Origin of the sequence: Leeuwenhoekiella sp. MAR_2009_132 (assembly GCF_000687915.1) — a bacterium.
GTDB lineage: Bacteria > Bacteroidota > Bacteroidia > Flavobacteriales > Flavobacteriaceae > Leeuwenhoekiella.
In genome coordinates this window covers 997778-1015386 of sequence record NZ_JHZY01000002.1, presented here as the reverse complement: position 1 = coordinate 1015386, position 17609 = coordinate 997778, and the positions used below count along the sequence as shown (strand labels likewise).

15 protein-coding genes are annotated in these 17609 nt (G+C 34.7%); 8 read left to right on the top strand and 7 right to left on the bottom strand.

Annotated elements, in window-relative coordinates; genetic code table 11:
• Position 1: 1 nt before the first annotated feature.
• From arsC to P164_RS04355, 3 genes are all read left to right on the top strand, one after another.
• Positions 2-346 carry an arsenate reductase (glutaredoxin) gene (gene arsC, locus P164_RS04365; protein WP_028375249.1) on the top strand — a complete coding sequence of 115 codons (345 nt, stop codon included), beginning with the start codon at positions 2-4 and terminating at the stop codon, positions 344-346.
• 88 nt (positions 347-434) lie between these two features.
• Positions 435-2942: an outer membrane beta-barrel family protein gene (locus P164_RS04360; protein ID WP_028375248.1), complete on the top strand. Its 2508-nt coding sequence runs from the start codon at positions 435-437 to the stop codon at positions 2940-2942.
• A gap of 116 nt (positions 2943-3058) precedes the next feature.
• Positions 3059-3973: a hypothetical protein gene (locus P164_RS04355; protein WP_028375247.1), complete on the top strand. Its 915-nt coding sequence runs from the start codon at positions 3059-3061 to the stop codon at positions 3971-3973.
• Between the two features lie 76 nt (positions 3974-4049).
• On the opposite strand, the gene P164_RS18785 is transcribed toward P164_RS04355, so the two are convergent.
• Positions 4050-4220 (bottom strand): hypothetical protein, encoded by a 171-nt coding sequence (locus tag P164_RS18785; protein WP_028375246.1) that lies wholly within the window; start codon positions 4218-4220, stop codon positions 4050-4052.
• A 147-nt stretch (positions 4221-4367) separates the two neighbouring features.
• Between P164_RS18785 and fumC the strand changes: the two genes are divergently transcribed.
• Positions 4368-5762: a class II fumarate hydratase gene (fumC, locus tag P164_RS04350; protein WP_028375245.1), complete on the top strand. Its 1395-nt coding sequence runs from the start codon at positions 4368-4370 to the stop codon at positions 5760-5762.
• A gap of 102 nt (positions 5763-5864) precedes the next feature.
• On the opposite strand, the gene ccsA is transcribed toward fumC, so the two are convergent.
• Positions 5865-9107 carry a cytochrome c biogenesis protein CcsA gene (gene ccsA / locus P164_RS04345; protein ID WP_028375244.1) on the bottom strand — a complete coding sequence of 1081 codons (3243 nt, stop codon included), beginning with the start codon at positions 9105-9107 and terminating at the stop codon, positions 5865-5867.
• A 113-nt stretch (positions 9108-9220) separates the two neighbouring features.
• On the opposite strand from ccsA, the gene P164_RS04340 reads away from it, so the two are divergent.
• Together P164_RS04340 and P164_RS04335 are read left to right on the top strand one after the other, a co-directional pair.
• Positions 9221-9979 (top strand): Rossmann-like and DUF2520 domain-containing protein, encoded by a 759-nt coding sequence (locus tag P164_RS04340; RefSeq protein ID WP_028375243.1) that lies wholly within the window; start codon positions 9221-9223, stop codon positions 9977-9979.
• Positions 9969-10502 (top strand): KdsC family phosphatase, encoded by a 534-nt coding sequence (locus P164_RS04335; RefSeq protein WP_028375242.1) that lies wholly within the window; start codon positions 9969-9971, stop codon positions 10500-10502. The genes P164_RS04340 and P164_RS04335 overlap by 11 nt, the downstream gene beginning before the upstream one ends.
• A gap of 73 nt (positions 10503-10575) precedes the next feature.
• On the opposite strand, the gene P164_RS04330 is transcribed toward P164_RS04335, so the two are convergent.
• The 5 genes from P164_RS04330 to P164_RS04310 form a co-directional block, all read right to left on the bottom strand.
• Positions 10576-11217, bottom strand: coding sequence for a DUF1801 domain-containing protein (locus P164_RS04330; protein ID WP_081817312.1), 642 nt, complete (start codon positions 11215-11217; stop codon positions 10576-10578).
• A 181-nt stretch (positions 11218-11398) separates the two neighbouring features.
• A complete protein-coding gene (locus tag P164_RS04325) occupies positions 11399-11920 on the bottom strand; it encodes a DinB family protein (protein ID WP_028375241.1) in 522 nt (173 codons plus the stop codon).
• A 2-nt stretch (positions 11921-11922) separates the two neighbouring features.
• Positions 11923-14508: a phosphoenolpyruvate carboxylase gene (locus P164_RS04320; protein ID WP_028375240.1), complete on the bottom strand. Its 2586-nt coding sequence runs from the start codon at positions 14506-14508 to the stop codon at positions 11923-11925.
• Between the two features lie 79 nt (positions 14509-14587).
• Positions 14588-15067: an Lrp/AsnC family transcriptional regulator gene (locus P164_RS04315; protein WP_028375239.1), complete on the bottom strand. Its 480-nt coding sequence runs from the start codon at positions 15065-15067 to the stop codon at positions 14588-14590.
• A gap of 55 nt (positions 15068-15122) precedes the next feature.
• On the bottom strand, positions 15123-16301 hold the full coding sequence (locus tag P164_RS04310; protein WP_234405815.1) for a M14 family zinc carboxypeptidase: 1179 nt from the start codon (positions 16299-16301) through the stop codon (positions 15123-15125).
• A 288-nt stretch (positions 16302-16589) separates the two neighbouring features.
• On the opposite strand from P164_RS04310, the gene P164_RS04305 reads away from it, so the two are divergent.
• Together P164_RS04305 and P164_RS04300 are read left to right on the top strand one after the other, a co-directional pair.
• Positions 16590-17033, top strand: coding sequence for a helix-turn-helix domain-containing protein (locus tag P164_RS04305; protein WP_028375238.1), 444 nt, complete (start codon positions 16590-16592; stop codon positions 17031-17033).
• A gap of 42 nt (positions 17034-17075) precedes the next feature.
• Positions 17076-17453 carry a hypothetical protein gene (locus tag P164_RS04300; protein WP_028375237.1) on the top strand — a complete coding sequence of 126 codons (378 nt, stop codon included), beginning with the start codon at positions 17076-17078 and terminating at the stop codon, positions 17451-17453.
• Positions 17454-17609 lie beyond the last annotated feature (156 nt).

Below are 17609 nucleotides of genomic sequence, written 5' to 3'. Positions count from 1 at the left end.
TATGTTAAAAATATACCACAATCCGCGTTGTTCAAAAAGCAGACAGGGTCTTGCCTTACTAGAAGAATCAGGAAAAGAATTTGATGTTGTAAAATATTTAGAAGACACACCTTCTTATATAGAACTTGCTGCAGTCATAGGCAAATTAGGTATACAACCCATTGAACTCATAAGAAAGGGTGAAGCCGTGTGGAAAGAAAAGTTTAAAGGGAAAGAATATTCTGAAAAAGAATTAATTCAAATTATGGTAGAAAACCCAAAGCTAATTGAACGTCCTATTGTTATACTTGACAATGAAGCTGTTGTAGGCAGACCCCTAGAAAACATTAAGAACTTGTTAAGATAAAACGTTTTTCTTTTAACAGAAGTTTAACCACTATCACTTTAAACCTATTGCGTCATCATAGTCTAATTTGCGAAACCAAAAATTGATTATGAAAAATACGCTTACGCTATGCATGCTGTTGCTTTTTACAGCATTCACATTTGCACAATCCTCTTCTTCTAAATTTACCATTTCGGGTACAGTAGTAGATAAAGATGCCGGTATACCTCTCGAGTATGCTACTGTTACTGTAACAGATGCTAATAATTCAACAGATGTTGAAGGAGGAATCACAGATACATCTGGTTCTTTTAAAATTGAAGTTGCTCCCGGAAAGTACACGATTAAAATTGAGTACATTTCCTTTCAACCTTTAATTTTAAACAAAACCATTACCGAAAATCTTAATCTAGGTACAATTCAGTTAGAATTTGCAGCTTCAAATCTTGATGAAGTAACTGTAATTGCAGAAACGACTACTGTAGATATTCGGTTAGATAAAAAAATCTACAACATAGGTAAAGACTTAACCACCGCAGGTGGTACAGTAAGTGACGCCTTAAATAATGTACCTTCGGTTACTGTAGATGTTGAAGGTGGCATAAGTCTGAGAGGAAATGAGAATGTACGTATTCTTATTAACGGTAAACCTTCGGCAATAGCAGGTTTTGGAAACACAGATGTTCTACGTCAGCTTCCGGCAGATGCTATTGAACGTGTTGAAGTTATTACATCTCCTTCCGCAAGATATGATGCAGAAGGTACGGCGGGTATATTAAACATCATTCTACGTAAAGAAAAAACGTTAGGATTTAATGGTTCAGTAAATACAAGCATTGGAAACCCTGATTTAGCAAGTGTTTCTGCTAACTTAAATTTACGTACCGAAAAATATAATATTTTTAATACTACAGGTTATCGATATTCAAGCTCTCCTGGTAATGGTTTTTTTGATACTAACTATTTATCTTCTGCAGACATAAACCCTACTTATGATCGCATAATTGAAGACCGTGATATACAGCGTTTAAACAGAGGTTTTAATACCAATCTGGGCATTGAATATTATCTTAATGATAAATCCTCTTTAACTGCTTCTGTATTTTATAGAAATGGTAATGATGTAGATGAGACGACAAACCTTACTCAAAGTTTTAGAGACGCTGCAAAAGTGCTTGAGACGACACGTGTAGAAAATCAAAAAGAAAAAGATAACAGCTACCAATTTTCATTAAACTATATCAATAAATTTAATGATGAAGGTCATCAACTAACAGCAGATTTTCAATATGAAAATTCTAAAGAAAAACAGAATACCAGGATTAATGAAGATATTACTTTAGATACTGAAAATACAACGCCCATCATAGGTGAACGATTATTTACTGATGAGCAGCAAAAAGAATATTTAGTACAGGCTGATTATGTTTTACCCTTCGCTGAAGAATGGCAATTTGAAGCAGGATATCGCGGAAGTTTTCAAAATGAAATCACAGATTTTGCTGTAAATCAAGAACAAATTGCAAACACAAATAATTTTGTGCGCAATGACACCCTAAGTAATATATTTGATTACACAGAGAATGTAAATGCTGTCTATACCCAATTAGGTAGTAAATTTGGGAAAGTATCAGTATTGGCCGGTTTGCGCTTAGAAAACACACAGTTAAAAGGTAAAATAGGTTCTTCTTTAAATGAAGAACAACTACAGGGTATTTTTGGTTTCCCAATTGATACAGACTTTGACAATAATTATTTAGGTCTATTCCCTACCCTAAATGTTACTTTAGAAATTGCAGAGCGCGAGAATATCACTTTAGGATATAACCGTCGTATCAATCGCCCTCGTGGTTGGTTTTTAAATCCATTCCCAGATAGAAGTAGTAGAAATAACGTATTTCAGGGAAATCCTAATTTACAACCTGCATTCTCTAACGCCTATGATGTAGGATATTTAAAACGTTGGGATAAAGTGACATTAACTTCTTCTATTTACTACCAAAAAGAAAAAGCTTCATTTGAGCGCGTAGATGAGATTATTGAATTACAAGGTCAGGGAACTAATACAAATGGCAATACGGTAATACGTACTATTCCTATTAATCTATCAAGTAACGAGCGTATAGGTGCCGAATTAGGCCTGTTGTACAATCCTGCTAAATGGTTGCGATTAAATGGTAGCTTCAACTTTTTCCAGTTTAATACGGAAGGGTTTTTTAACGAAGTTGATTACAGCGCTAAAAACACAAGCTATTTTGCGCGTTTCAGTTCAAAAGTATCATTGCCTTTCAAAATCGATTGGCAAACCAATGCTAATTACAGAGGTGCTTCTCAAAACGCACAATCTGATACCGATGGTATTCTATCTGTAGATTTAGCATTTAGCAAAGATGTTTTTGGTGATAACGGTACGGTATCTATGAACGTAAGCGACTTGTTTAACGGCAGAAAACGTAATCAATTTACAACTAACGACTTCTTCACCAGAGATAGTGAATTTCAATGGAGACAGCGTCAAATAAACTTATCGTTTGTTTACCGTTTTAATCAACGTAAAAATGAAAAACCTTCTCGCCCACAAAATACTGGTGACGATGAAGGTGATTTTCAAGGATAATTTAAGACAATACCTTTCATTCCTATTTACTAAAAGCCATCTTTTTCAAGATGGCTTTTTTAATGGAGATTTTAGGTAAAAATTATAAAACTTTAAAAAAGGAATTTTGATTTACAATGAAATTAAAAAAAAAGGAGTCTTTGAACACGGCTCGTATTTTTTTTGTAAAATTAAATATGAGAAGTTATCCATATATTTTAGTTCTGCTTTTTTGCAATTTAGTATTTAGTCAAAAGAAGATAGAACAATCTGAAAATCAGATAACAGTTAATTATGAAAAACAATTATCTGATAAACTAATTCGATTTGATTTAAAAGATTTGCGAAAAACGACTGATTCTTTCAATATTAGGATTTGGAGAAATCATCAAGTTTACACGCTAAACTATGCTGACACGGCTTCTTCCAGTTATAAAATAGTTACACAAGGAAATGATGCAGCAATTGGAACCACAATTTTTTCTTCAGACTTATCAAAAGAGATTTATGATAAAATTCTTGAAAAAGATTTGAATCAAATAACCGGCGATTCCTATCGGGGCATTGATGGAAGTTTTGTTTATGTAGAATTAGCTACTCCCACAACTTATAGAATGGTAAGTTACTGGTCTCCATATTATCGTAATTGTGAGAAGTGTTATACGCTCAATACATTACTTGAAATGATCAACAAAACAATTGATGCTAAGAAACTAAGAAATGAGTATTTAAACTCTTTGAAACCGGGAGCTTATGGCTGGGGAATGTCTGGTATACAAATTGACCGATTTCTTGGTTCAGAAATTAAAAAAACTGATTTTTATACAAATGCTGAGGAAGAGATAAGAAAAGAATTTTCTATAACTGAAGCTACTAATCATTGGGAATATCCTGGAGTTGTTATTAATGGTAAACCAGCAAAGATTAAAGATTTAAATTTATATACAAATGCAGAGGTTGAAAAATTTCAGCTATTAAAAAAAGAGGATGCTCTTAACGTATTATACGGTACTTTAGGAACTCATGGGTTGATTTTTTTAAAGACCAAATAGTTACTTTAATATTATTTCAAATAAAAAAGCCCTGATTAATTAAAATCAGGGCTTTTAGTATGATAAAGGTGTAAGTTTAATTCACACGTTCTGCTTTTTTCTTTTCACGTATTTCTTTCATACGCTCTACGAAAGCTCCACCTATCCAGTATGGAAGAATAGAAACTAAAAATATCATTAACCAGAAACCTATAGTTAAAATGGTTAAAAACGCTAAGAAGCCTAAGTATTGATCAAATTCGAACATAATATGGTTTTTGTCTTGTTGCAAATTTAGCGATTATCTTACATAATATGCAACTCAAATTTGATTTTATAAAGAGATTTATAACTAACCTAAACTGCGGTATTTAACGACAAACCATTATTTTTGTAAGACTACTAAAATAACCTTATGGAATTCAGAATAGAGAAAGATACGCTGGGCGAAGTTAAAGTACCAGCAGAAAAAATCTGGGGCGCACAAACTGAGCGTTCTCGCAATAATTTTAAAATAGGAAATCCGGCGTCGATGCCTATTGAAATCATTTACGGCTTTGCTTATCTAAAAAAAGCAGCTGCTTATACTAATGCAGAATTAGGAGTTTTATCTGAAGAAAAAAGAGACCTTATTGCTCAAGTTTGCGATGAGATTCTTGAAGGTAAGCACGATGACCAATTTCCGCTGGTAATCTGGCAAACGGGTTCTGGGACTCAAAGTAATATGAATGTGAATGAGGTTATCGCTAACCGTGCTCATATACTTGCCGGTAAGACTTTAGGAGATGGTGAGAAAACTCTTCAGGCAAATGATGATGTAAATAAATCTCAGTCTTCAAACGATACCTTCCCAACAGGAATGCATATTGCCGCCTATAAAAAAGTGATGGAAGTCACCCTTCCGGGTGTTATTAAACTTAGAAATACGCTTAAGCTAAAGTCAGATGATTTCCGCGAAGTGGTTAAAATAGGTCGTACACATTTAATGGATGCTACTCCCCTAACTCTGGGTCAGGAATTTTCGGGATATGTATCTCAATTAGATCACGGTATAAAAGCTCTTGAACATACACTAGATCACCTTTCTGAGTTGGCTCTGGGTGGTACCGCAGTAGGTACGGGATTAAACACTCCTAAAGGGTATGACAAACTAGTAGCAGACTATATTGCTAAATTTACTGAACAGCCCTTTAAAACGGCAGACAATAAGTTTGAGGCTCTTGCAGCACACGATGCAATTGTAGAATCTCATGGTGCGCTTAAGCAACTTGCGGTGTCTTTAAATAAAATTGCAAATGATATAAGAATGCTTGCCAGTGGTCCACGCTCAGGAATTGGTGAAATCAAGATTCCTGCAAATGAACCAGGTTCTTCAATTATGCCGGGTAAGGTAAACCCTACCCAATGTGAAGCTATGACAATGGTTTGCGCTCAGGTAATAGGAAATGATATGGCAATCGCTGTAGGTGGTATGCAAGGTCAATATGAGTTAAATGTTTTTAAACCTGTAATGGCTGCAAACTTTTTACACAGTGCTCAACTTATAGGGGATGCATGTATTTCTTTTGAAGAACATTGCGCTGCAGGTATTGAACCAAATCACGCTCGCATTAAAACGATGCTTGATAACTCATTAATGCTTGTAACCGCTTTAAACACTAAAATTGGCTATTATAAAGCTGCGGAAATTGCAAATACAGCACACGATAATGGCACTACGCTTAAAGAAGAAGCCGTAAATCTAGGTTATGTTACTGCCGAAGAATTTGATGAATGGGTTAAACCTGAAGATATGGTAGGAGAACTTTAAATAAGTTAGCAAACATATTAATAGAAAAAAGGGAGAAAGCTTACGCGATCTCCCTTTTTTTATATCTCAAAATTCAATTTTATAGTATCAACAACTACAATTTTACTTTTTATAAAATTTCTTGTATTTAGGATAAGCGATCAATGCAAATACAATCACACCACCCATAATACCAAGTGCTCTATTTAAATTTAAAATATTCTCTCCACTCGCATAACTGTGCAATCCTGAAAGCCAGAAATTAACCCCAAAATAGGTCATCATAATGCTACCATATGCTAAAATAGACATTAGATTAAAAAACCATCTACCACGTAAACCAGGTACTAAGCGCATATGTATAACAAATGCATAAACCATTATACTTATAAGCGCCCAGGTTTCTTTAGGATCCCATCCCCAGTAGCGACCCCAACTCTCATTAGCCCATTGTCCACCTAAGAAGTTTCCTATTGTTAACATAACAAGACCTACGGTCAATGCCATCTCATTAATGATGGTGAGCTCTTTAATGTTGAGTTCCATTTTTAATTTATTCTTACTGTTTGTAAGTAGCATAAGTAATAATGAAACCAGCCCTAAAATCATCCCTAAAGTAAATGGCCCATAACTCGCAACAATTACTGCTACGTGTATCATTAGCCAATAACTATCTAAAACAGGTTGTAGATTTGCAATTTCCGGATTTAACCAGTTCATACTAGCTCCCCATAATATGAAACCGGCTACAAAAGCTGTACTGGCGATAGTAAGCGAACTTTTTCGGCCGAAGGCCAAACCAAAAAACATAGTTGCCCAACCTACATATAAAATTGACTCATACGCATCACTCCACGGTGCGTGACCAGAGATATACCAACGCCAGATTAAACCGAGCGTGTGCAATGCAAAAAGTATAGTAACTGCTCCACCACCGGCATAAACCATCCATTTAACAAAACGGGTTTCTTTAAATATGCGTATGATTACAAACACGAACATAAATACGCTGGCAAGTAAATACATCCAATACAGCTTTGTAAAAATATCGTGCTTGTTGTAGTAAACTTCAGCATCTATTTTATCCTGAGAAGGCATAATCTCACCACCATGTTTTTCTTGAAAACTACGAATGCTTTTTAAAAACGTATCTGCTTTAGAAAAATCGCCCGTGTCTTTCCCTTCACGCAAAGCGGAAAAATAAAGAGGAAGAATTTGCTTCGTGTATAAAGAATCCATCCCTTTATAACCTGCTTCATTCAGCTCAGGATAGGAAACCCATTTATTGTTCTCGTCATCTATTAACGGAAAAATCTTTAAAATCTCACCACTTACGGCACGACTTAACAGACCTAAACGCTCTGCTATATCTATAAAATCTTTATCGAAACTATTTTTAACTTCAGCTTGATAGGCATTTGTAATATATACATCTAGTTTATTGCGCCCCTGACTATCTAAAAAATCAAGTGCACTTGCGTACTTCTGGTCTTTAGGAATACCTATTATACCTCGCAAGCTGTCATTAGCAGGTTTTAAGTAAATAAAATCAACATTATACCAGAAAAAAGGAGATTCTACCATAGAAAGAAAAACCTGATCTGCAGTCATTCCCTGGTAAGAATCACTTCGGCTTAATTTGCGCAGTAATTTACTGGCAAATGAGTTTACCGGCATCATACGACCTTTATCATCCTGAATAACCATTTTACCAAATTTGGCAGCTTCTGCTGCAGGGATGGTATTTTGTTTTAAAATGGAATCTATTTCTGCTTGTTTAGGAAGCGTATGATTTTCCTCATCTACAACTGCAGTACCGGGAATGAAATCCTGAGGTTGTTCCTGTACAACTTCGGTATTACCATTCTCTACAACCACCTGCTCTTCCTGTGCTGTAAGAATATTTCCGCCAAGGGCGAAAAGAATAACCACAACAGAAAGTTTTGCTTTGCGGGCTTTTACTTTGTCTAGTCTCACCTTTAAATCACCAAAACGGCTTCCTTTATCAAAAAGAATAATCATAAGTCCCAGATATAATAAGAAATACCCTATATAGGTGATCCACGTACCTACAGCATCGTGATTTACAGATAAAACAGTACCCAATTCATCTGGACTAAAACTCGCCTGAAAAAAGCGATAGCCTTTGTAATCTAAAACGTGATTCATAAATATGTCGTAATCAAATGTAGAGTCATCACCTTCAACAACTGTAATTTTACTTTTATAAGAAGAATACACATTGGTAGTACCCGGGTAGCGTTCTGCAATAAAATCGTTTAAAGTAATACCAAAAGGAAGTTCAACAGCCTGACTTCCGTAATTCATATGAAAGGTAAGATCTCCTATTTTTACAGATTCCATTTCATTATTATAACCTTTACCACCTAAAAGACCCAGAGTCTCCTCTCCATCTTTTGTTTTAATGGTTACAAAAAGAGCATCTGCCTGTCCTTTTTGTTTTGGGAAGGCTTCTACAATACCGTTTTTACCTTTCATCACCGGCTCAGGTATAACAAACTGCATTCCGCCTAACTGGTAAAGAGATCTCAATTTTAATTCCTGCACAGAGTCTTTAACAACCTCATAATCCGTTTGAGTAGCCATAACTCGTGTACTCCCACCATAAGGTGTTTGTATGGTATATTTCTCACCGTCAAAACCTATATTAATAGCACCTTCAGTAGGCGTGTTTAATGCAAAAAGCACATTGTGTATGCTTGCAACCTGACCTTCCTCAAGATAATGCTCGTGTCTTTGCCCGTCGCCTGCTTCAACAATTTTCAATTGATTGAGACCATCGGTGTCTTCTATAAGACCTTCTTCTGCCCCATCTATAAATTTTGAAAATGAAATATTTACTGGCTTACCGGCAAAATCTGTTTCCCAATTAAAGTCATTATTAAGCCGGGTAGATAAATTCAAACGTTTTGGCTCCAGTTTACGACGCATAGGCTGGCCATCTCTTTCTCCATCTATAAATACACTTAAATACGTGCGGTCACTTAGAAATGTGTTTTCAGTTTCTCCTTCTCGTATAGGCATAACACCCTCAAAGCCCACATATCGTGTCCAGGCTGCTCCAAAAATGATTAAAATAAAAGATAAGTGAAATACTAATGTAGACCATTTTGATCTGCGCCACAGCTTGAAGCGTGCAATGTTACCCACAAAGTTTATAATAAACATAAGGTGAATAAGCTCAAACCACCAGGCTTCATAAACAAGCTCTCTAGTGTAGGGAGTTGGTGAGGTTTCTTGGCCAGCATCTAATATTGTTCCTGTAGCCATAGCCACCGCGTAAACAATAAATAAAAGAGCCATTAATCGAGTAGAAAACAGGAAATCTGCGATACGTTTTTGCATGGTAAAAAAGCCATTTTTTTGATGGCGCAAAGGTACAAAACAAAAGAGCATTAATAAAGGTTTAACGCTTGCTATTACTAATACTTTACGTCTATTTTATGTACTTTTGAAATGTGATAACCCTTTCTATAATAGGTACCGGTAATGTTGCTTTTCACCTTGCACAGGCTTTTAGTTTAGCGCAAGACGTTAATCTGCAATTTATTGTAGGGAGAAGTGAAGAATCGTTGATAGACTTTATTCCGTTTGCCACGACTACTACTTCACTATCTAATACCTACCTATCTGACGTAATAATTATTGCAGTAAGTGATAGTGCCATTTCAGAAATAGTAAATACACTTGAAGGAGTTAAGTCACTCGTAGTACACACTTCAGGAAGCACTTCACTAGAAGTTTTAGTAACACTTAAGCGTTGTGGTGTATTTTATCCTTTACAAACATTTACAAAGTCAAAAATACTGAATTACAGTAAAATACCATTTTGTATTGAAGTAAAGCTTGAAGATGATTTTTCTACTTTACAATATCTTTCAGCTTGTCTATCTGCGGAAAGTTATACTATAAATTCAACACAACGTGCCGCATTACATCTAGCTGCTGTATTCAGTAATAATTTTAGCAATCATATTCTTACTGAAGCAAAACAGTTATGTAAAGACAACGGGGTTTCTTTTAATTTATTAAAACCATTAATGGAAGAGACCATCGCAAAAGCCTTTGAATTAGGACCCGAAAATTCACAAACAGGACCAGCAAAACGCGGTGACACAATTACAATAAATAAACAGTCTGAGGCGCTAACCAATGACGCACAAAAAGCTATTTACAAAACACTAACCCAATCAATTTTAAAGTATTATGAGCGATAAGAGTTATAAAGAACATTTAAAAGACATTACCACATTTATTTTTGACGTAGATGGCGTAATGACAGATGGTAGTCTTTTAATTAATACCCAGGGTGAGATGATGCGGAGTATGAATGTAAAAGACGGTTATGCATTGAAAACAGCTCTCAATCATAATTTTAAAATTTGTATAATTAGTGGCGGTACTAATGAAGGCGTACGCAGCAGACTTCAAGCACTAGGAGTTACAGATATTCATTTGGGAGCCCATTCTAAAATAGATTTTTTCAATGATTTTATTACAGAACATAAAATTAACCCGGAAAACATCTTGTATATGGGCGATGACATTCCTGATTTCCCTGTAATGCAAAAAGTGGGCTTACCTTGCTGTCCACAGGATGCAGTAAAAGAAATTAAAGAGGTTTCTAAATATGTTTCACACAAAAAAGGCGGCAAAGGCTGTGTTCGCGATGTAATTGAGCAAGTTCTCAAAGTACACGGCAAATGGATGCAGGATTTTGATGCCGCATTAAAAGATTAAATTAAGCAACCTGCAAAATTGCAGGTTTTGTTTATCATTCTAATTATGGCATTTACCCACTAATTAGACGTATTTATTTATTTAATATTTTATGTGCCCCATCACAGGCAGGCATCTTCTTTGATAAACCACAAATGCAATCATTTAATCCAAAACCATCTAATATCTTAATCTTATAGCTATCTATTCTTGAAATACGGGTCTTGACTTGTTTAGCCCCACTAAAATAGATCAGATATCCGCGTTGTCTTCCTGGAGTAAGTTTGTAAAAAGCACTTTTAAAAGAAAAATCAAGGTTAAATGCTTGTTCTAATTCAATGGGAAAAATAGAATCTATCGGCTTATTATGGCTGACTTTAATCCCTAATTTTTCTATTTCTCTTGCTTCACATATGTATGACTTAATTATCTCACTTAAATTCAAAACGTCTTTATCTGAAGTAAATTTAATCACCCGGGCGGCTTTTGTATTAGGCCCTGCACTAAGTAACAGGTGTTGTGAATCGTTAAGCAACTCTCCTTTTATAAAAGTAATTGCGCAATAAGATTTAAAAACACTTAATAAAATAACATTTTTTGAATTGTACGTATAACAAGGATTCCGCCACTTAAAATCTTCAACCAAATTACAATTAAGAATTAATGTTCTTAGTAACTGTAAAATAGTACTAAAGGGTTTAGCGTCTGCAATAAATTCATCTACTTGCCGATTCATAAGAATAGTTACCAGGTCTTATTAAAGTTAGTGAGAATTATTTAGAGTTATGTATAATTAAACCCTAAACATCTTTAATTATATGTAATTCTAAAAACGTATTACTCTTAAATGATATTCAATAAAAAAAGCTGTAATACTAATTCATTACAGCTTTCTGATTTAAATAATCACTTTAACTTTATTCTAAATATCTGGTTCTAATAATATGAGCATGGTGTATCTCGTGACCACAAATTATAAAGCCTGCTGCACGTCCTGATAGTGCACTATTACTAGCGGTTCCTATTTCACGAAGTGGCTGAGCAGACAAATTTTTAAACAGGTTAATAGTGCATAATCTTACCTGACGATATTCTTCGAGCAAACTTGGCATCGTACGAAAGTTAGCTCCTGAAGGTAAAATATAATCATCCTGCTCAAAACCTGATAATGGAGTTTTGTCACCCCTACCGATTCGCAATGCTCTATACGCAAAAATGCGCTCAGTGTCAATCACGTGTAATAGCGACTCTAAAATAGACCATTTACCGGTGTCATATGCATAAGTCCATTTTTCTTCAGGAATACGTTCATAAAACAAACAATAATTTTCATAACCATATTCTAAAGCTTCCACTAAGTTATATTCGGGATTTACCTTACTAATATAAGTGTTGTAAAAAGCATTGTATTCATTCTCCTCAAGTGCGGTCACATTCATAATTAAGCCGAATTACGACTAGCATTAATATTCCCAAATAAAGAACGAGTCACCATCTTCTCAAACATTTCTAATTTCGCCTGATCAGGATTTTCTTCCCGTTGCATTTCCTGAATTTTTTTCAACGCAAATTGTTGTATCGTTAAGAGTGGCAATACGATACGCTCCCGCTCTTGAATAGATGCTTTACCTGCCTGTTCTTCTTCCATTAATTCAGAATAACCACTTACCTTTAACAATAATCGCTTTGTACGCTCGTACTCATCGTGAATGATATCCCAAAAAGAACCAAATTCAGGATCATCGTGCATATAAGCTGTAAGACCAAAGAAAGACTTGGTTAACGACATCATACTGTTTTCTAAAAGCGTTCTAAAAAACAAGCTGTTTTTGTATAAATCTTGTACTTTTTCAAAGTCACCACGTTTTTCAAAAACTTCAATAGCAGTACCTACACCATAAAAACCGGGAACATTCTGTTTTAGTTGAGACCAAGATCCCACAAATGGTATCGCTCTTAAATCTGAAAAATTAAGCTTCTCGCTTTTTCCTCGTTTACTAGGGCGACTACCTATATTCGTTTTTGCATAATATTTTAAGGTACTCATACGCTCTAGATATCCTAAAAAGTTAGGATGCTCCTTAAAGTCTGAATAGGCTTTATAACTCAATTCAGCCAATTCTTCCATTGTAGAACGATCTTCTTCAGGGAATGCTTTTCCTTTTTCTGAAAACACACCGTTAAATATACCTGAACTTAATAATTGCTCTAAGTTATACTGGCAGGAGTCTGGTGTACCAAAGTTTGAACTAATGGTTTGACCCTGTACTGTTAATTGTATTTCTTCATCTTCAATAGTTTCTCCTAATGAAGCGTAGAACTGGTGTGTTTTACCACCACCACGAGCTGGAGGTCCTCCTCTACCATCAAAGAAAATTACTTTAATTCCAAATTCGCGAGAAACCTTGGTAAGCTCTTCTTTAGCTTTAAAAATACTCCAGTTTGCCATTAAATATCCACCATCTTTAGTACCATCACTAAAACCTAACATAATGGTCTGCTTCATATTACGCTGCTTTAGATGTTTTGCATATGCAGGATTTGTATACAACTTACGCATAACCTCGTGAGCAATTTTTAAATCTGGCACCGTCTCAAATAACGGAACGATATCAACAAATGGATTTTCCCAACCGGTTAGATGAAACATAGAAAATGCGTGCATCACATTAAGTCCCGTTTGATTGTTACTTATAATGTATCTATTACAACTACGCTCGCCATTGTGTTTTTGAATTTCGCGCATCGCATAAATGCTTTCTAGCGTTTTGCGGGCAATCTCATCTTCTAAAGTAGCAGGATCTATTGTACCTTTTACATCTTGCAAAATAGTTATTTGCTCAGCTTCTGAAAGTTCTGCAAAATTATCTGGAAAAATCCCCAAATTGTCTTTAGCACTTTGCTTAACAATTTCCTCCATTACGTGCATATGTACCCGACTATCCTGACGAATATCTAATACTGCAAAATGGAAACCAAACATCTTTATCTTATTCAGTAAATCGTCTATTTGCTCAACAAATAAACCTTCATGACGCTCAATAACTATTTGACGTATGCGTATTAGCGTGCTGTTTAATTCATCAACAGTTATTTTTAATTGATCACCCGGCAAAAAGATACTGTCGTAAAGTCTACGTTCTATATCTGCCAATGGAGCTTCAGTACCATTAAAAGTTATTCTACGTCTTAGATTACGTACATCACGATAGTAATTTTTAATAATGGTATTCCTTAAGCGAGAGGCAACTTTAAGTGTAATTTCTGTAGTTACAAAAGGGTTTCCATCACGGTCACCACCCGGCCAAAAGCCTAAATCAATAACTTGATTGTCAAAAAATTCACCTTTAAATACATTTTGCTGTAAGTAGTTATATATATGACTTGCAGCTTTATAGAATACATTTTCTAAATACCAGATTAAACTTACCGCCTCATCATAAGGCGTTGGTTTTTCTTTCTTAAAAAATGGTGTTTTACCTAATTGAGATAAAAGATTTTTTATCATCTCAAGGTCATTATCATTAAGCGCTTTACTTAAATCATTGATAATGCCTAATACTGCTCCCGGATAAAATTGTGTAGGGTGTGCGGTAAGTACTGGACGTATTTTAAAATCCTGTAGATACTCCTGCAGTTCTCCTGTTTTTGATTGTGCTTCTGCCTCCTCTTTTATGTTTCGTAAAGTACCGCGCCCATCCATATTATTGACAGTACGGTACGCAGCATCTTCAATTGCATCAAAAAGAACCACCTGCCGCTCTATATATTGTATAAAACGAAATAATAGATCGTAACGATCATCTTCAGAAACATCTCGTTGGTATTTATCAAAAAAGTAGTTGACTATTTTCTCAGGATTGTATTTGTTATCATAACCACGTGTGCAGATTCTATCAAAAAGCGGTAACAGCACACCGGTGTCTGTAATGCCGTGAAACGGCAAAGTCATAAAAAGACTATTATAAACCTGATACTTTGATTTTACAAGATTGTTAAAACGTTCTAGCTTGGGTTGTCTGGACATAAGTTAGTTTTGATTAAAATAAAAATACCCTTTGCCAAAAGAGCCAAAGGGTATATATAAAATACTTCTTTGGTTTACTTTACAGGTCTTGAAAAATACTGTGCATTAAACGTTTTTTATCGTTGATACTTTCATCTAAAGAAATCATAGTTTCAGTACGATAAACGCCTTCAATATCATCAAGTTGAAAAATTATATTCTTAGCGTGTTCTGTATTTTTTGCTCTTACTTTACAAAAAATATTGAATTTCCCTGTAGTAACATGAGCTACCGTAACATAAGGAATTTGATTGATACGCTCCAAAACAAATGTAGTTTGACTTGTTTTATTAATATATATGCCTACATAGGCAATAAAGGAATATCCCAGTTTAGCGTAGTCAAGAGTTAATGAAGAACCTACAATAATGCCGGCCTCCTCCATCTTTTTAACTCGTACATGAACAGTACCAGCCGATATCAGTAATTTCTTTGCTATATCTGTAAACGGAGTTCTTGTATTCTCAATCAGCATATCTAAAATCTGATGATCTACTTCGTCTAATTTGAATTTTGCCATTATTAGTTAATTAAATTATATATAAATCAAAAATAATACAAAATCACTGAATAATTCACAACAAATTGTTCCTTTTTAGCGAAAACGTTGTAGGTAAACCGGAATTTGTTTGGATTTCCTCAATAATCACTCCTTCTTTCCAGTTAAAATCATCTTTATTTAGAGGTGATTTTCCATCAAAGTCTATTTCTAAATGACCCTTAAACTCCTTTAGATCACCTATTTGATGTATTTTAGGAATAAAATTGAGTACTCCAATTTCTAGTTTTTCTTCAAATTGAATTGCCATATCTACAACTCCAAAACCAGGAAGCTCAATTGAGCGAATTAAGTAGTCAAAAAAGCATTTTTTGTTCTCCGGAATAGTAAAATAAGGATTACTGGAGGCACTTTTTTTCGATTTAAGCAAAATTATAGATTCAAAAATGCGAATAAGTGACAAAAACATATAACTCCTGGTCTCCTCCCTATCGTAATCTTCTGGATAATGCCCAGCCTCAAAAAGTACCGTGGGTATATTCTTATGCTGAAGCGTATCTCCCACACAATTTATATTAAATCCGTCATCATAACGTCCTACACAGTTAGGTATAAACTCCTGTAGCATTTCATTCATATCGGATATTAATGCCATTCCTATCTTTCTGGATTGCGTTACCGTACGTAATTCGTCCTGGGATGGAGATAAAAATGAAACTATTGCACTCTTTGCAGGATCACCTACTCCAAAAATGGTTCGTTGACCATGTAGGTTAAGGCAATAATCTGGTTTTAGATTAGTATATAAATCTTTTAAAATGACACTTTCTGGCTGGGTTAAGTCCTGTGCATCTCTATTAAGGTCAATTTGATTAGCATTTACTCGTGTATATGCCGCTGCACCATCAGGATTAAGCATAGGAACCATAATAAAAGTACAGGCATTTAAAAGATTATTGGCAGCATCTGTAGCATTATTAGTTTCAAACCATTTAAAAATATCAAACAGCGCCTTTGTGGTGGTACTCTCATTTCCGTGCATTTGAGACCAACCTAGAACAGTAATAGGACCTGTACCAAATGTTACTTTTGAGATGGGTCTGTTCTCAACAGAATAACCCAATACCTCTACAGTAAAAAGAGTGGGAAGTTCATCAAGAAGTGGCTGAATGTCATTAATAGTAATATAACGTCCTTTTAGAGCAGCAACTTTGTGGCTTTTGTGCCAGGATTTTAAAGCAGAATAATTCATCATTTTTATTGAATTACAAATGTAAACAATACTTATTTTACAAATGTAAACAGCAAATTTCTGTACGTCTGTTTACAAGTGTAAATCGTTAATAGCCTTAGTAAAATCTATAAATTGGAAACATTCCTATCGTCTATTATATAATACTTAAAAACTTGCTTTTTAGATATTTAAAAGCATTTAATTAAATAAAAAGTTTAGATGTAATTGAAATTGTTTACAAATGTAATGTGATTAATGTAATTAGTTTATTTACATTTGTAACACTTAAAAAAAGATAGTGGTGTTACAATGGTAAACAGTGATCAATTTGGTAAACGACTCCAACGTATAATGGATGAGTATGATTTGAATGCGACTTCTTTTGCAGATGAGATTGAAGTAGGTCGCTCTTCTATCTCACATATTCTTTCGGGTAGAAATAAGCCTAGCTTAGAATTTGTCATGAAAATTGTTTCAGCTTTTCCTGAAGTAGAACTCTATTGGCTATTAAATGGTAAAGGTAGTTTTCCTAAAAAAACCGGAGGACTTTCTGCAGCGCCTAAATTATCGTCAAATCAATTACAGGCAGATTTTGAATCAATTTCACCCTCCAATTCTGAAAGTTCTCAACAGAACTCGCAAATGCCACATACAGATCCTGTAACAGAAACCTTAGCATCGGTTAAAGAAGAAGCTATAGAACGAATTGTGATTTTTTATAAAGATGGTACCTTTAAGAATTTCGTGCCTTAAACTTTCTGGTGTAAATTTGAAATAACGAATTTTCCCTTCACAATGATAAAAATAGTTTCACTGTCTCTACTAACTGCTCTTATGCTTACGGGTTGTTATAATCCAGAACGCAACTGTACCGATTTTAAGACCGGTAAATTTGAGTTTGAAACGTATTTAAACGGTGAGGTTGTAAAAACAACATTTGTGCGTAATGATACGCTTGAAATTGATTTTTTTGAAGGTAAGGCTGATTCTTCTAGTATACGATGGATTAATGATTGTGAGTATATCGCAGAAAAAATAAACCCTACTTCAATGCGTGATCGTAAAGCTTTACATTTTAAAATCCTCACCACAAAAGACGATGTATATACATTTGAGTATGCACTCGTGGGTGAAAGCAACAAGCAAAAAGGTACTGCTAAGAAAATTAAATAACTTACTTCCACAGTTATACCTATTCTTTTCATTCAAAAAGCTTAGGTATTAGTAATTATAAATAATTCTAAGCTAACAAATTTTCTCTATTGCTAACACCCCTTAGATTAGCGACCTAAGTTTAAGTTGTTTATATTTAAGCATAAATGTTTCATC

Coding starts and splice junctions, on each gene's coding strand:
- P164_RS04360 (WP_028375248.1), top strand. CDS start 435: ATGAAAAATACGCTTACGCTATGCATGCTGTTGCTTTTTACAGCATTC.
- P164_RS04320 (WP_028375240.1), bottom strand. CDS start 14,508: ATGTCCAGACAACCCAAGCTAGAACGTTTTAACAATCTTGTAAAATCA.
- P164_RS04355 (WP_028375247.1), top strand. CDS start 3,059: ATGAAATTAAAAAAAAAGGAGTCTTTGAACACGGCTCGTATTTTTTTT.
- P164_RS04330 (WP_081817312.1), bottom strand. CDS start 11,217: ATGAATCGGCAAGTAGATGAATTTATTGCAGACGCTAAACCCTTTAGT.
- arsC (WP_028375249.1), top strand. CDS start 2: ATGTTAAAAATATACCACAATCCGCGTTGTTCAAAAAGCAGACAGGGT.
- P164_RS04325 (WP_028375241.1), bottom strand. CDS start 11,920: ATGAATGTGACCGCACTTGAGGAGAATGAATACAATGCTTTTTACAAC.
- P164_RS04335 (WP_028375242.1), top strand. CDS start 9,969: ATGAGCGATAAGAGTTATAAAGAACATTTAAAAGACATTACCACATTT.
- P164_RS04315 (WP_028375239.1), bottom strand. CDS start 15,067: ATGGCAAAATTCAAATTAGACGAAGTAGATCATCAGATTTTAGATATG.
- P164_RS04310 (WP_234405815.1), bottom strand. CDS start 16,301: ATGATGAATTATTCTGCTTTAAAATCCTGGCACAAAAGCCACAAAGTT.
- fumC (WP_028375245.1), top strand. CDS start 4,368: ATGGAATTCAGAATAGAGAAAGATACGCTGGGCGAAGTTAAAGTACCA.
- ccsA (WP_028375244.1), bottom strand. CDS start 9,107: ATGCAAAAACGTATCGCAGATTTCCTGTTTTCTACTCGATTAATGGCT.
- P164_RS04300 (WP_028375237.1), top strand. CDS start 17,076: ATGATAAAAATAGTTTCACTGTCTCTACTAACTGCTCTTATGCTTACG.
- P164_RS04305 (WP_028375238.1), top strand. CDS start 16,590: ATGGTAAACAGTGATCAATTTGGTAAACGACTCCAACGTATAATGGAT.
- P164_RS18785 (WP_028375246.1), bottom strand. CDS start 4,220: ATGTTCGAATTTGATCAATACTTAGGCTTCTTAGCGTTTTTAACCATT.